This window comes from Vibrio comitans (assembly GCA_024346835.1).
Lineage (GTDB): Bacteria > Pseudomonadota > Gammaproteobacteria > Enterobacterales > Vibrionaceae > Vibrio > Vibrio comitans.
Genome location: AP024866.1, coordinates 1,956,779 through 1,971,479, shown reverse-complemented (window position 1 = coordinate 1,971,479; position 14,701 = coordinate 1,956,779). Strand labels below are relative to the sequence as shown.

Annotated in this window: 12 protein-coding genes; 5 read left to right on the top strand and 7 right to left on the bottom strand. The window is 44.8% G+C overall.

From position 1 onward, the window contains the following. Positions 1-123 precede the first annotated feature (123 nt). The gene (gene fdhF, locus OCU46_RS09010; RefSeq protein WP_141268561.1) at positions 124-4,323 is read left to right on the top strand and encodes a formate dehydrogenase subunit alpha; all 4,200 of its coding nucleotides are present in this window, start codon (positions 124-126) and stop codon (positions 4,321-4,323) included. Between the two features lie 53 nt (positions 4,324-4,376). Here the strand turns inward: fdhF and OCU46_RS09005 are convergent, their stop codons facing one another. Next, entirely contained in the window at positions 4,377-5,666 is a 1,290-nt protein-coding gene (locus OCU46_RS09005) for a serine hydrolase domain-containing protein (RefSeq protein WP_141268559.1), read from the bottom strand. Between the two features lie 33 nt (positions 5,667-5,699). Next, the gene (locus tag OCU46_RS09000) at positions 5,700-6,095 is read right to left on the bottom strand and encodes a glycine zipper family protein (RefSeq protein ID WP_141268790.1); all 396 of its coding nucleotides are present in this window, start codon (positions 6,093-6,095) and stop codon (positions 5,700-5,702) included. A 192-nt stretch (positions 6,096-6,287) separates the two neighbouring features. Here OCU46_RS09000 and OCU46_RS08995 point away from each other — a divergent pair, with 192 nt between their 5' ends. Continuing rightward, entirely contained in the window at positions 6,288-7,835 is a 1,548-nt protein-coding gene (locus OCU46_RS08995; protein ID WP_141268557.1) for a cryptochrome/photolyase family protein, read from the top strand. A gap of 285 nt (positions 7,836-8,120) precedes the next feature. Here the strand turns inward: OCU46_RS08995 and kdgR are convergent, their stop codons facing one another. Beyond that, positions 8,121-8,906 (bottom strand): DNA-binding transcriptional regulator KdgR, encoded by a 786-nt coding sequence (gene kdgR / locus OCU46_RS08990; RefSeq protein ID WP_141268555.1) that lies wholly within the window; start codon positions 8,904-8,906, stop codon positions 8,121-8,123. Between the two features lie 215 nt (positions 8,907-9,121). On the opposite strand from kdgR, the gene OCU46_RS08985 reads away from it, so the two are divergent. Together OCU46_RS08985 and OCU46_RS08980 are read left to right on the top strand one after the other, a co-directional pair. Further along, positions 9,122-9,649, top strand: a complete 528-nt coding sequence (locus OCU46_RS08985; protein WP_141268553.1) for a YgjV family protein — start codon at positions 9,122-9,124, stop codon at positions 9,647-9,649. A 66-nt stretch (positions 9,650-9,715) separates the two neighbouring features. Then, a complete protein-coding gene (locus OCU46_RS08980) occupies positions 9,716-10,393 on the top strand; it encodes a DUF3047 domain-containing protein (protein WP_141268551.1) in 678 nt (225 codons plus the stop codon). Here the strand turns inward: OCU46_RS08980 and OCU46_RS08975 are convergent. From OCU46_RS08975 to OCU46_RS08960, 4 genes are all read right to left on the bottom strand, one after another. Further along, positions 10,385-11,209: an FTR1 family iron permease gene (locus tag OCU46_RS08975; RefSeq protein WP_141268549.1), complete on the bottom strand. Its 825-nt coding sequence runs from the start codon at positions 11,207-11,209 to the stop codon at positions 10,385-10,387. The two genes, OCU46_RS08980 and OCU46_RS08975, sit on opposite strands and share 9 nt — an antisense overlap. A gap of 175 nt (positions 11,210-11,384) precedes the next feature. Beyond that, on the bottom strand, positions 11,385-12,833 hold the full coding sequence (locus OCU46_RS08970; protein ID WP_141268547.1) for a vWA domain-containing protein: 1,449 nt from the start codon (positions 12,831-12,833) through the stop codon (positions 11,385-11,387). Between the two features lie 9 nt (positions 12,834-12,842). Continuing rightward, on the bottom strand, positions 12,843-13,394 hold the full coding sequence (locus OCU46_RS08965) for a TadE/TadG family type IV pilus assembly protein (protein WP_141268545.1): 552 nt from the start codon (positions 13,392-13,394) through the stop codon (positions 12,843-12,845). A gap of 2 nt (positions 13,395-13,396) precedes the next feature. Further along, positions 13,397-13,885: a TadE/TadG family type IV pilus assembly protein gene (locus OCU46_RS08960; protein WP_141268788.1), complete on the bottom strand. Its 489-nt coding sequence runs from the start codon at positions 13,883-13,885 to the stop codon at positions 13,397-13,399. Between the two features lie 536 nt (positions 13,886-14,421). Between OCU46_RS08960 and OCU46_RS08955 the strand changes: the two genes are divergently transcribed. After that, complete coding sequence (locus OCU46_RS08955; protein ID WP_167495318.1) at positions 14,422-14,577, top strand: hypothetical protein; 156 nt, start codon at positions 14,422-14,424, stop codon at positions 14,575-14,577. Positions 14,578-14,701: the final 124 nt, after the last annotated feature.

The following is a 14,701-nucleotide window of genomic DNA, read 5'->3' as shown; positions in this document are numbered from 1 at the left end:
AATAGCCAAGAGCGTTATTTCCATAGTAGTATTGTGGAATTGAATAACCTTGAGATATGCATGGTTATTCTTATTCAAATAATAAAATTCCCGCAGGACGGGGTGAGTGCTTAGGAGTTGGCCATGGTTCAGATTGTCATTGATGGTAAATATCGAGTAGTAGAGCAAGGTATGACGCTACTTGAGGCTGCAAATGTGTGTGGAGTAGAGATCCCCTCACTTTGTGGAGCGAACAAAAGTGATGAGAAAGTACCGTGTGACTTATGTGTCGTAGAGGTTGAAAGTGGCGGCGTGCAACGCTCGTGTGAACTTGAGGTTTATAATGGTTTAAGTGTTGTGACTCAGTCTGAGCACCTTAGTGAGCATCGCCGCCAAGCGCTAAATCGCATCATGACCGATCACTATGCTGACTGTGAAGCGCCATGTAAAACTGCGTGTCCTGCAGGTGTTGATATCCAATCTTACCTCTATCACATCGCGCAAAATGATCATCAAAAAGCCATCGAGGTGATCAAGCGCACTCTACCTATGCCTCTCTCTATTGGGCGAGTTTGTCCTGCATTTTGTGAAACTGAATGTCGCCGCGGCCTAGTGGATGACACTATAGCGATCCGCCAGTTAAAACGTCACGCCGCCGATGCCGATCTTGAGGCTCAAGAGGCTTATATTCCGCCAAAGAAAGACGATAAGAATAAACGTATTGCGGTTGTAGGCAGTGGCCCCGGTGGATTGACGGCTGGGTACTATTTATCGAATGAGGGCTATGAGGTCACGGTATTTGAGTCCATGCCTCACGCGGGTGGTTGGCTTCGTTACGGTATTCCTGAATATCGATTGCCTAAAGATATCCTAGATAAAGAAATTGAATTGATGTGTCGTAATGGCATGTCGGTAGAGTGTGGCAAGAAGCTGGGTGAAGATTTTACGCTTTCCTCATTAAGTGAGGAATACGATGCGGTCTGCCTTGCAGTAGGTGCGTCCAAAGCGGTTGAGATGCATTATGCAGGTAGTGAACTTGACGGTTGCTATCTAGGTGTTGACTACTTAAAAGACTATGTCACAGAGAAAAACTACACCACAGGGCAAAAAGTTGCCGTTATTGGCGGTGGTAATACCGCTATAGATTGTGCCAGAACTGCTGTGCGTGATGGCGCCGATACCACCTTGATATATCGCCGTACTCGAGCTGAAATGCCCGCAGAAGACTACGAGATAGAAGAAGCTGAACACGAAGGTGTTAAGTTTCACTTTCTAACCAACCCAGCAGAAAACATTGCGGATGAAGAGGGTCGAGTGACCGCCATTCGCCTTGAGAAAATGGAGTTGGGCCCGGCGGATGCTTCGGGTCGTCGCAGTCCAAAGGCGACGGGGGAGTTCTTTACAGAAGAATTTGATACGGTCATTGCTGCCGTTTCACAAAAGCCTGACCTGAGCTTTATGGACAATGAGCAATTAGAGATCCCGCTCACCCGCTGGAACACCGCAGATGTGAATCCAGAGACCATGCACACAGGTACAGGGAATATCTTCAGTATTGGTGACTTTCGCCGCGGCCCTGCGACAGCGGTAGAAGCTGTTGCGGATGGTCGTATTGTTGCAAAGGCCATAGACCGTTTCTTTGAAGGGGATATGGATAACATTCCTGCTACGCCATTTAACTCTCGGAAGGGGAAAACCGTTAAACAGGTTGATCCTCTTCACTTCCAAAATATCCAAAAAGTCGCACGTAGCATTATGCCAGAGCTGACGAGCACTCAACGTGAACAGAGTTTTGCGGAGGTAGAGCTGGGCTTTGATAATGCAGAGGCGATGGCGGAAGCGGCTCGCTGTCTGGAGTGTGGCTGTCAGGCAAATACCGACTGTGACCTTCGTGATTACTCAACAGAGTATGGAGCAGAGCAGTCATTTAAAGGTATTGTAGAGATTAAGTCGGATGCTGACTGGCAGGCAATGCGAAGCAGTGACTCTCGCAGTAAGTTCTGTGTGGATAATAGTTCCGAGTTTATCGTATTTGATGCCAACCGCTGTATCAGTTGTGGTCAGTGTGTGCAGGCTTGCCGTGAGCAGTCTGTACATGGTGTTCTCAGCTTTATGACCAATCAAGATGGCCGTCCGGCAGCTCGTCCAGAATGTCGTCCTAACTTCGGCCCTAATCAAACTTTGATGGGCGATTCAGCCTGCGTTCAATGTGGCGCTTGTATTCAGGTGTGTCCAACCGGTGCGATGATGGATGGCCGTGACCGAGCGCAAGGCCGAATTGAAAACCTCAAGGTTGTGGATACTATCTGTACCTATTGTGGTGTGGGTTGTAAGGTCAGTATGCATGTCGATGAAGAAGCGAATGCCATCCGCTATGTTAAGGGGGGAGATTCACCTGTTAACGAAGGCATGCTGTGTGTGAAAGGTCGCTTTGGGTTTGATTTTGTTGGCAGCGATGCGCGCTTAACAACCCCTTTGATTCGTAAAGATGGATGGCTACAGCCAGCGACATGGGATGAGGCAATTGAGCTGATTGCAAGCAAGTTTGGCTCGATTAAACAGACCTTTGGTGGCAATGCATTGGCTGGGTTTTCTTCGGCAAAAACCACCAACGAAGACAACTACGCTTTCCAGAAATTAATCCGTCGTGAGTTTGGCACCAACAATGTTGATCACTGTGCGCGCCTTTGCCACGCTTCAACAGTAACAGGCCTAGAGGCTTCATTGGGCAGTGGGGCAATGACCAATGATATCCCGAGTATTAAGCACTCCGATGTTATCTTTGTTATTGGATCTGATACAACCGCTGCGCACCCTATTATTGCCTCCCACATTAAACAAGCAATTAGACACAACGGTGCTCGCTTGATCGTCGCTGACCCTAAGCGCATTGGACTTGCTGATCATGCTGAGCTCTACTTAGCACAGCGACCTGGCACAGATGTGATGCTTCTTAACGGAGTGATGCAACAGATCATCAAGAACGGTTGGTACGATATGGACTATATCGAAGACCGCGTTGATGGCTTTGATACCTTGTTGCAAGAGGTGATGTCTCCGAACTATGCCTTAGATAAGGTGGAGTTGGTGACCGGTATCAAGGCTGAAGATGTCTACGCTATGGCTCGCACCATAGGCACAGCAAAACGTACCGCAGTTTATTACGCTATGGGTATTACCCAGCACACTACAGGACATGAAAATGTGCGCTCTATTGCTAACCTACAATTGTTGTGTGGCAACATTGGTATAGAAGGTGGCGGTATTAACCCGTTGCGCGGACAGTCTAATGTTCAAGGTGCGTGTGATATGGGGGCTCTACCAAACAACTTCCCAGGCTATCAAAAGGTGTATAACCCGCTTGTTCATCAAAAGTTCGCGATTGAGTGGAATGCACCTAATCTACCTACTGAAGCAGGTTTAACTCTAACAGAGATCATCGATGCAGCCTGTAAACGTGAGGTTCGCGGCTTGTATGTCATGGGCGAAAACCCAGTATTGAGTGACCCAGATCAGGCTCACGTACTTGAAGGATTAGAGGCGCTAGATTTCTTGGTAGTACAAGATATCTTCTTAACCGAAACAGCAGAATATGCAGATGTGGTGTTGCCATCGTGTTCGTTTGCTGAAAAATCGGGTCACTTTACTAACACTGAGCGACGTGTTCAGCGCTTGAATCCAGTGGTGAACCCACCGGGTGAAGCGCGTGAAGACTGGGTGATTATCCAAGATATCGCCAACGCTATGGGCGGTGCATGGGACTATAAACATGTCAGTGATATTACCTATGAGATCACTCGTCTAACACCGCAATACGCGGGATTGGGCTGGGACGCGATTCCTGCTGCGGGTAAGCACTGGCCTAGTAACAAGAACAACCCTCAGGGCACTCGTATCATGCACAAAGAGCAATTTACGCGTGGTAGAGGGCAGATGGAGGCCATCCCATTTAGGTATGCTGCAGAGCTTCCCGATGAGGATTATCCTCTTATCCTGACTACAGGCCGTATTCTAGAGCAGTTCCACACAGGAACCATGACTCGTAAGACAAAGGGATTGGATAATCTGGCCGGTCCAAGAGCGATGATCAGTGTGGCAGATGCAGAAGAAATGGGTATCGGTAATGGTGAGATGCTCAGTGTTTCCACTCGTCGCGGCACCATTGATATTGCGGCCTTTGTGACCAAACGAATTCAAAAGGGAGTGGTGTTTATTCCGTTCCACTTTGCTGAGTCACCTGTGAATCGCTTAACCAATACTGCAAAGGACCCTCACTCAAAGATCCCTGAGTTTAAGGTTGCAGCGGTTAAAGTGACGAAAAAGTGTGAAGAAGCGGTAAGCTAAAAGTACGCTCCAGAAAAATCAGAATATTGGCTTTTCTGGAGCTTTGTTAATTGCTACTTGTCAAAATACTTGGCTATTTGTCTTGCATAGCTTTCTTCTTGGTTATTCCCGTCACCACTTGAGAAGAATGCGACAACTAGGTCTTTACTTGGCGAGATGTACAACCCTTGACCGCCGACACCCGATTTAAACAAGTCACCATCTTCAAAGATGGCATCGAATTGGAATGCGTTTCGGATACCTGAGTCATCGTAAAAAGAACGGCTTAACTTCTGCCCAACAAAACCTTTATCGTAGGCGTTTGGGTTACCTGAGTTTTGAATCAGCTTGATGACTTCGGGATCGACACCCTTGTGACCTGCAAGTTTCGGTGCCGAAGGTGTTAGCATCATGCCATACTTCGCCATGTCTTCGAGCGTGGAGTTCATAGAAAAGAAATGCAGTGAATAACCACCGTGGGGAGATACCGCAACAAAGCCATCATTGTTTGCACCCATGTATTGCCACATATGCTGAGAAACAACTTCGTTCATTGGTTGGTTCATGACGTTCTCTACAATGCGACTTACAACGAAGGTGTTGATGGAGTTGTACTCGAACTTCTCTCCTGCTGGAGCTCTGCGATGCATTTGAGCAATGACATCTAAAGGCATTTCATGGTTAATTGCTTCATTGTCAAACAAGCCAATCGTCGCCGCCCATTTGAACCAAGGCTGATCTGGGTTCGTGCGCGAGTCGTCGTTTGGTTCATCATGCTCCGAGGCGTTTAGTCCAGTCGCCATATTGGCGGTGTCATAGACGGTCACCGTATCCCAATCGCTTCCTTTTAGCTCAGGAATGTATTTAGATACTGGTGCTTGAGGATCGACTTTACCTGTAGCCACAAGGTTTGCGAGTTCAATACCGGAAGTGATTTTACCGTTAGAAAACCAGTTGTGCTTGTCTGTTTTACGCATAGTGTTATATCGTTCAAACACAATTTCGCCTTTTTTTACCACTAAAAATCCATCAACAGGGTAGTGGTCTAAGTGTTCATCAAGGCTTAGGTTTCTTCCATGCACCTTAGCGGTAATGTTGCTGATTTCGTCATTTAAGGCGTACGGGAATTCATACACTTGTCCGTCCCGTGAGATCTGCGCAGTAGGAAAAAAGCGGCTCATGTTTTGCCAGGCAAACGTTGATTGAGGCAGAGGGAATTGGATTTGAACTCTATTCCCTTTTTCTTGGAAAAACTCGCTGATTTGGCCAATTTCTTGAGGAGTCGTTACCTCGTTGATAATAGGTTTTGCCATTGCTACTCCTGAGGTGACTGCTGCAATTGATAGAGCGACATTTTTTTTCATGAGATTAAAAGCCTTTCGGTTTGGTTTTCTGGGTTAGTTAAGAACCGTATATCCGCGACCTACCATGCAATTTCGCATAATGTCGCGTTCGGCAAGTTCATGTTGTTCTTCGTTGTATTTTTTCTCAGCGCCGTGAGACAGGGCGCCACCAATGATGCCAATACCTGCGCCGACCTTTGCCCCTTTCGAACCGCTCCCTCCAGAGATAGCGCCACCGGCGGCCCCCAAAGCCGCCCCTTTTGCAGTTGAACTCACCAAGTCATGGCCTAGAGAATCGGTTTGTTTCTGTTCAGCCTGCTGGCTATAGGTTTGGCACTCGTATAGGTCTGCATGGTATTTTTCTTGATCGACGTTTTTGGTGTCGACGATGATGTTTGCGTAGGTCGCTAGTGGCAAAGTCGCTAGTAGCGTTGTCATCGCTTTTGTCAGTCGTTTCACATTACGGTCTCGATTAAAAGATGATGCGAATAGGTTAAGCGCTAGCACGAGCTTGTATAAATCGTCATTGATGGACTTAATCATGCAAATCTGGGCGTTAGGGTGCTACTTTTACAGTGATCAATTAGCGACGTATGTGAGTATCTAGTTTGATAAGGAAATAATCAGATAAGGAAAGAATGGATGGAATACGCCTGCGTGCGACTGATACTTGGCGATCAATTAAATATCCAGCACTCCTGGTACGAGCAGGTCGATGATGATGTTTTGTATGTGATTGCAGAGCATCATCAAGAAGCGACGTACACGAGTCATCATATTCAAAAGGTTTGTGCCTTCTTTGCCGCTATGTCTAACTTTGCTCAGATATTGCGTGACAAAGGCCATCAAGTTTTGCATCTGACTCTAGATGACACTAAAGAGTTCTCGACACTGGTTGAATTACTTACGCATCATATTGATGAGGTGAAGGCGTCGCGTTTTGAATTTCAAAGGCCGGATGAATACAGACTCCTTACACAGTTACTCGCAGCAAAAATACCTAAATGCGTGAACAAAATGGTGGAGAGCGAGCACTTCTTATTACCGTTTGATGATATCGCCGAGCAGTTTCCTCAAGGCAAGCATGTGCTGATGGAGCACTTTTATCGCCGAATGCGCAAACGTCTTAATATCTTGATAGAAGAGGGTAAACCGCTGGGAGGGCAGTGGAACTTTGATAAAGAGAACCGTAAAAAGCTGACCGTCAAAGACGTGACTCTGGTTCCTGAGCCTTTAATGTTTGCAACAGATGTACGCGATATTGTGCAGCGATTGCAAAGGCATAAAGTCGCGACCATAGGGCATTTACAAGGAGATTTGTTGTGGCCTATCTCTCGCGAGCAGAGCTTGCAGTTACTGGGTTATTTTTGTCGAAGTTGCCTACCTAACTTTGGGCGCTTTCAAGACGCTATGACTGAAAAGACAGACCATGCATGGAGCCTTTATCACAGCCGCCTTTCTTTTTCGCTCAATAGCAAATTGCTATCACCGTCAGAGGTATTAACGGCTGCGGTAGAGGCGTTTTTTCAATCTGATGGTGAGATAGATATTGCTCAGGTAGAGGGTTTTGTGCGACAAATACTAGGGTGGCGCGAGTACATTCGTGGAGTATATTGGGGTAACATGCCAAGCTACTCAAAGAAAAATGCCCTAAGCGCGAACAACACCTTGCCTGATTATTTCTGGACAGGAAAAACTAAAATGTCCTGTCTTCGAAGTAGTATTACGCAATCGCTAGATTATGCGTACGCACACCATATTCAGCGTCTGATGGTCACTGGCAATTTTTGCTTGATCACTGAGATAGACCCAGACCAAGTAGACCAGTGGTACTTAGGCATATACGTTGATGCTATTGAGTGGGTAGAGATGCCGAATACACGAGGAATGGCCCTATTTGCAGACGGTGGGGTAGTCGCAACCAAGCCGTATGCAGCGAGTGGCGCTTACATTAACAAGATGAGTGACCACTGCAAGGATTGCTATTATGACGTCAAAATCAAGGTGGGAGAGCGAGCCTGTCCGTTAAACAGTTTGTACTGGCGTTTTATGAATAAACACAAAGAAAAATTGTCGAAAAATCCGCGCACGCGCATGATTTTTAGCTCCTGGGAGCGGATGGATGATGATCTTAAGCAGCAAACTCTACAGCAGGCTGAAACCTACCTTAACCAACTTGAGAACCTCTAAATTTGCCCCTTTCCAGTGCGCAATTAGTTCGTAAGCTTGGGGCGGATTAAGGGCGCTTTACATAGTGCAGCGAGTTATCCCGGCAAGTACTGATAATTATGACTTATATCATTGGCTAATAGTCGAGCACGGTCAGAATTTTTGCAGGCCTAAGCCTGAATGTGATAATTGCCCATTAAGCAGGGTATGCCAGAGAACGGATGTAGATGTGCCATCTTAAAATGAAAGCATTATGGCTTTCGAAGATGGCACAGTAGTACTTTAGAGTTGGCTAGTGATTAGTAACTAGGCTGTAGGGTAGTCGTGGTAACCCAGCTGTTCTGAGATTCGCTTACCTGCGTTTTGTAGCATTTTCACATACTCAGGTTTACGCTCGATATCAAAACGAATCGTAGGGAAAGACACTGATACTGAAGCAATGATATTGCCAAAGCGATCATAGATAGGCGCTGCAATACAGCGTAGTCCAGGCTCTTGCTCTTCGTTATCTTCACCAAAGTGTTGCTTGGCAACCAGTTCCACTTCACCCATTAGTTGCTGCGCATTTTCATGGGTTTTGTCGGTATGCTTGATGAACTCTACATTCTCTAGAATAGCTAATGCTTCTTCATGACTTTTACCCGCTAACAACACCTTGCCTATCGCTGTACTGTAAAGAGGGTTACGGCGACCGACACGAGAATGCATACGTAGATTGTAGCTAGAGTCTATTTTATGAAGGTAAATGATTGCGCCTTCATCCAGAGCACCAAGGTGAACCGTTTCGTTGGTTTGATTGGATATCTCGCGCATCTCTTTGTCAGCAATATCAATCAAGTCAACGTACTCTAGGGCTTTTGCGCCAAGCTCAAATAATTTAAGCGTAAGTGCGTACTTGTCGGCTTCTCCTTCCTGGGAGACAAAACCAAGCATCTTCATCGTTTGCAAGAATCGATAGGTGGTGGCCTTTGACATCATTAAGCGCTGTGAAAGCTCAGATACACCAATCTCTTTTTGCTCAGCTAGAGCCTGTAAAATATTGAACACCTTTAGAACCGATGAGACGGCTTCAGGCTGAGTGGATTTTTCCATCCTAGTCCTTGTTTTTTATTACTGCATTTTTTCGCAAAGTATACAGGCAAAAAGTGACTGAGTCAGTTATTTCAAAAATGCTTTTCATTATTTTGAAACCGAACAGATTTACAGAGTATTTTATGTGACCTGTTTATAACAATCAGGTGAAACACTGTTTTAAAAATGTATAATGATGGACTGTTAGGTTATTTGTAGTGTTGGTAAGAGAGTTGATGTCAGATCTTCATTTTTGGGGACAAGTATTAGGGTTTGTGAGTTACGCCATAGGTGTTTCGACGTTTTATCAAAAAGATGATAAGCGCCTAAAGATCATGATGATGGTGTTCAACATTAATCACCTGTTCCACTATCTGTTGCTAGGGTCGATGATGTCTGCACTAAGTGCTTTGCTCTCAGCGATGAGAACGACAACGGCACTGTTCACCTCTTCAAAATTGGTCGCATTTATCTTTATCTTTGCTTCAGGTTTACTTGGCTACACCCTAGCGGAAAGCTGGGCCGATATATGGCCAATCTTGGGAACCGCTATTGGTACTTATTCGGTATTTGTCCTCAAGGGAATTCCAATGCGCATAGGATTCTTGTTGGGCGCATGTTGCTGGTTAACTAACAATATCATTGTCGGTTCAATCGGTGGAACACTATTAGAAATGACCCTGATTGGCTTTAACCTGTTTACTATGTATCGCCTGTATAAAGAGGCACAGATGTCGAGCGCTACCGCTGAGCAAGTTCAATAGACTCGATGATTAAGTGTCGATATAGTCGATGATAAAGAATTAACACCTGACATTTTAGGAGTAGCAATGAAAGTTATCCGCTTGCCTGTAATTATGCTCCTTGCCAGCATGTCAATTACCCCCTTTGCGCTTGCACAGCTAAACATTACCGATATTGCGCAAGGTGGAATGGAGGCATGGAAAGTCAAGGATATTGCCGCACCAACTCGTTACAATGTCACTGACTATAAAAACCGACCTGCAATACAGGCTCGAAGTGATAATGCGGCTTCAGGCCTTGTTCTCAATAAACGTATCGATCTTCTTGAAACCCCTTACATGAATTGGTCATGGCTAGTAAAGCAGTCTCTCCCAGAGCTTCAAGAAACTACCAAGCAAGGTGATGATTTTGCCGCGAGAGTTTACGTGGTAATTGATGGTGGGATGAAATTCTGGAATACAAAATCAATAAGCTATGTTTGGTCAAGTTCTCCAGTCGGTGAGAAAGTTTGGGATAACCCCTTTGCAGGGGCCAACGTAAAAATGCTCGCCGCGCGTGGCAGCGAGTCTGAGACCAAGCAGTGGTATGAGGAAAAACGCAATATCTATCAAGACCTCATTGACTACTTTGGCGACAAGGGAAGTGATAAAGCCAATCAGAAAAGCTATCGCTATATCGACATGGTCGCAATCATGACCGATACCGACAACAGTGGCACCCATGCCGAGTCTTATTATGGTGATATCATTTTCTCATCACGATGATTGTGCGGTTATCTGCAGTCGGCTGTTCACTTTTTTACTTAGCGCGAAAATGACCACTAGGGTAGAGGTATAGACGATCAACTGCATTAAGCTGGGTTTCTCCGTATAGCCAAACACCACATGCATGATTAACGCCAGCCAGTTGCTATGGTGATCAAAATACGGCGTCGTATTCCAAACCTGCGGAATGAGTGAAGGCACTAGGCCGATCGAAGATAACTTAGAGACGGCATTCGCCGCCATGCCAGCCGACAAAAAGGTCATGACCAATGCAAACACATCAAACACCTTACCAATATTGACGTGAATAAGACCAAAGTACATCAGCACACCAATCACAATCGCCTCTAGTGCACCGAGTACACTACCTAAGATTATGGAGTGAACAGAGACTGACGACTGGCTCATGAGTCCTAGCAAGAATAGGACTACTTCACTGCCTTCTCGCACTACTGTAAGAAATGCGACCAGAGAGAGGGATAGAAGAGGAGAAGCGACATCAGAGATATCTAGATTAGATAGTTTATGACTTAGTCTTTTACCTTCAGATTTCATCCAGATGACAGTCCAAGCAATAAGTAGGCTGGCCATAATGAGGATGATAGCTCCAGTGAGCTTTGCCTTTAGCAGCGATGCGATAAAGGAGTTTGAAATTGCCACGCTAGCTAGCAATATAGAGACCAAAACCCCGCCGATTCCGCCCATTAGAATCCATCGACTCGCCCCTTTTACTTGCTTAGTTGCGGCTAGTAATAGGGTGATGATCAAAACCATCTCGAATCCTTCTCTCGACACTATGGCCATACTTGCAAACATAACAACTCCGTTTATAAATGAAATGAATTCTCATTATCAGAAAACTGAGAGCGATGTTATAGATGAAAAAAATAAAACTAAGATGCAGGTTTTGAGCAGAGAAAAGAGTTTGTGGATGCAATATAAAGAAACAGCACCGAATTGAAGATTCGGTGCTTGAGGGATCGAGAGTGATTTATAGAGTCAATCGGATTATGACCTCGAGCATTTTATCGAAACAAGGGCCTAAATCGTCTTCAGTTTCCGCAAAGCAATAGACCCCCTGATTTTGGTCTGGCTCAAAGTCAGCTGCTAGTGGTGTTCCTGTTTCACCAGGGAAAGTCGCTGTCAGCATTGCTGGGTCGTTAGCCATTCTGTAAAGCAAATATTCTCCCCGTTCATCATTATTTTTCCCTGATTCTTCCTGTAGCGCATCCCCTAGACCTAAGGTAAACACAAATATGTTGTTCGAGCGAGCTGTCGATGCCATCTGTTCGGGTAAGTTTCGTGATGCTTGCTGAATATTTCCCCACAAAATGCTTGTGCTATCGCCACTGGGACCATCAAAATTGGTGAGAGGCCTTTTTACAGGAGTAACCTCATCTATCTCGAATAAATCAGTATTCCCATGATGTGGTCCAGTGCTATTACCAAAAGTACTCGTCATGGTTATTTTGCTTTCTATATTACTGCCGTCATAGTAATCTCCATCACTATTGTCTAGTGTCGCATATACTTGATCGGGATCCCAAAGCCCGTGGGCCTCGCTGCTTCCCGAAATACGCAATACCCCTTCAATGAGCTCATCTGTTGCGCCAGGACCCGTTCTATAGCCAACTTCAGCAGTCATTGCCGTTGGCGTTCCATCCGTAAAAAACACAATAACCTGCAAGTCGGCAGGTGTATCGACATTAGATATCTGTGAGTAGCCTTTATAAAACCCTTCTGCAGTATTGGTATATTGCCCGCTACTAATATTGAATTTATCAATTTCATCTATGACGCCATCTTCACCATCAGTCAGAGTAAACCCACGACTACTGTTAAAAGGTACCGCAACTTCCGCTCCGTTTGCATATTTGACAATCGATACTCTGTCGAAACTTTCACTGAAGTTGGAGACGAAGGATTTGGATCTTGCGATCACAGTGTCAGCTTCATCTGCAAGGGACCCACTGTTGTCAACAATTAAAACGATGTCTACAGGTCTTCGTATTGCTTCGGCTTGCACACTAACGGGCCAGGTATCAAATCCCAACAGGCCAATAAAAGTGGTTGGCATATTCGCAGTTGCAGATAGATTTATAGATATATGACCTGTTCCTCCTGAATCATCATCAACTTGAGTAATGATAGGGGTCCCTAGGGTAGGGTTAGCTATTTTTAGCGCTTGAGAAAGATTAACATTAAAATATTTTTCTGCAGCATCTTCTGCTGCATCTTCACCCTGTGCCACTGCTCGTGCTGCAGCAACGGCTGCAGCATCAACAGCGGCAAAGAGCTTGGCTTGCATACTGTAGGCGCGTCCGGAGTCAATTGCTAAACCAGCCATAATAAGCAAAAATGGTAGGGCTATCACTGTAAGCAACACAGCCAGTCCTTTCGACTCTTTCATGTTGCGATGAAATTTTTGAGTCACATCCATGCTGACTCCTTATAAGTAAGTTAATTCCTTGATGGTGATATCACTATCAAAGATGTAAGTGGAAATGGGGGAGTAACGGTAGATTACTTCAACAACGTAAACGGCTTCCCCTTCGTCTAATTCTAGAGGGAAGTCGCTTAATTCGGGTTCGGATTCCGGAAGGTCACACTCACCATCTGAACCCCAAGTATCACAGCCATTCCACGTGCTGCTGTTAGCAGAATAGCCGTAACTGGCCCAACGATACTGTTCAAGTAATTGGGGGGCCTCACCTTCAGCGCGACCATAAACAAGATTGACGTAGATTATCCCATCGGCTTCTAGATCCAGTGGGTCTGCTGTGGAAGCAACAGTATTCATAACCTGCTCAGGGGTTTGAGTCGTATTGCGTGAAATAAGGTTTGCACCTTCACGGCTGATACTAATGATGATGTTGTTCGCTTGGATAATCTGAGTTAATTCGAAAATACCGACCATAATAATCATAAGGATAGGCACGATGATGGTCATTTCGACTGAGGCTAGACCACGGATCTCCTTTAAATAGCTAGAACGCTTCATGACTAGAATGCCTCATTCTTCATAGCTGTTTTAACAGTAAATGTGTATTTGCCGTCGGTGAGTAGTGGGTAAATGATTGGACTTACTGTCGGCCACTCACAGGCTATCTCTAGCACTATTGCCTCACCGGAGGCACCAAAGGTTCCGTCATTGATATAAACCCCATTTGAACTGACTTTTATGCCATCCAGCACTACGACTTTTGATAAGAGGCCATCCGATGACTGATCTATTTTCTGCAAAATAGCTTTAGCTCGTTCTTTGGTTCCATCTTCATCTTCATCTGGGTCTAAGTCGTTACGTCCGGTGATGGCGTACCTTGCACCTTCTCGCACCGCATGTTGCATGGTTAATTTCACATAACCAAATAACGCAAAATCGACGATTGTGAAAAGCAACGCAAATAGAAGCGTCGCAACTATTGAAAACTCAATTAGAGCGACACCTTTTTCTCTTCTAAAAAGATACTTACTCTTTGTTTTGTTTAACATCATAGCTTTCCCCCAATCAGGGACTGCCCATAAGTGTTGGCCTCAAAGCATAGGGATGAAATTCTGTGAAAATGCATCTTTTTCAAATACAAATTCCAACATTGTGGTGCTTTTTGACGAGCGTCCATTGCTCCATCCTTAGGCTATAGGTAATTATTTTTAACCAATCGCAATTGAATATTCTGTCTAAAAAATAGACAGTCCTGACTTAGGATTAGTTGAAGTTATCTGGTAGATCAAGTGAGCAGGGTTGCATACTGTATAAGTGAGGGGCACCCTTTTCAGAAATACGAGTAACTACAAAGAGTTACTTCTTTATGATTATTTGTTCGTATATTGCACTTATTGATAGCCAAGATGTATAAGAGTCTCTTGTAACTATTGAGGTAGCTTATGGGTTTGCTTGAATTTTAAACAGGCATTGAAACTTCATTTATTTTAGTTTTGAAAGGTGATTAATGTCGCTGTTATTGAATTATTGTTAATGTATTGTCATCAGTAATGTTCAAAGCTATTACGGATAAAGAGGAAGTACCATGGTAGTGACAAAAGATAGCTTCAAGAGTGAGAACAAAACTCAAAGACCTACAAAGTCGGCAGGTAAGGAAGGAACCCTACCTAAATTCCTAGCGTTTTATGGTTTGCTAGTAGGTTGGTGTTCATTAGTTATCTATTCCATGATGACGAGTTGATGTTAACTTGTTATTAACAAAAAAAGGGGCGAAAGCTCCTTTTTTAGTTCTGCTTGTCATGCTTTACCACCATTCAATATTTACCTCTCTCCTTATTCCTCTGCTCGTTATTTTTTAGCCATCT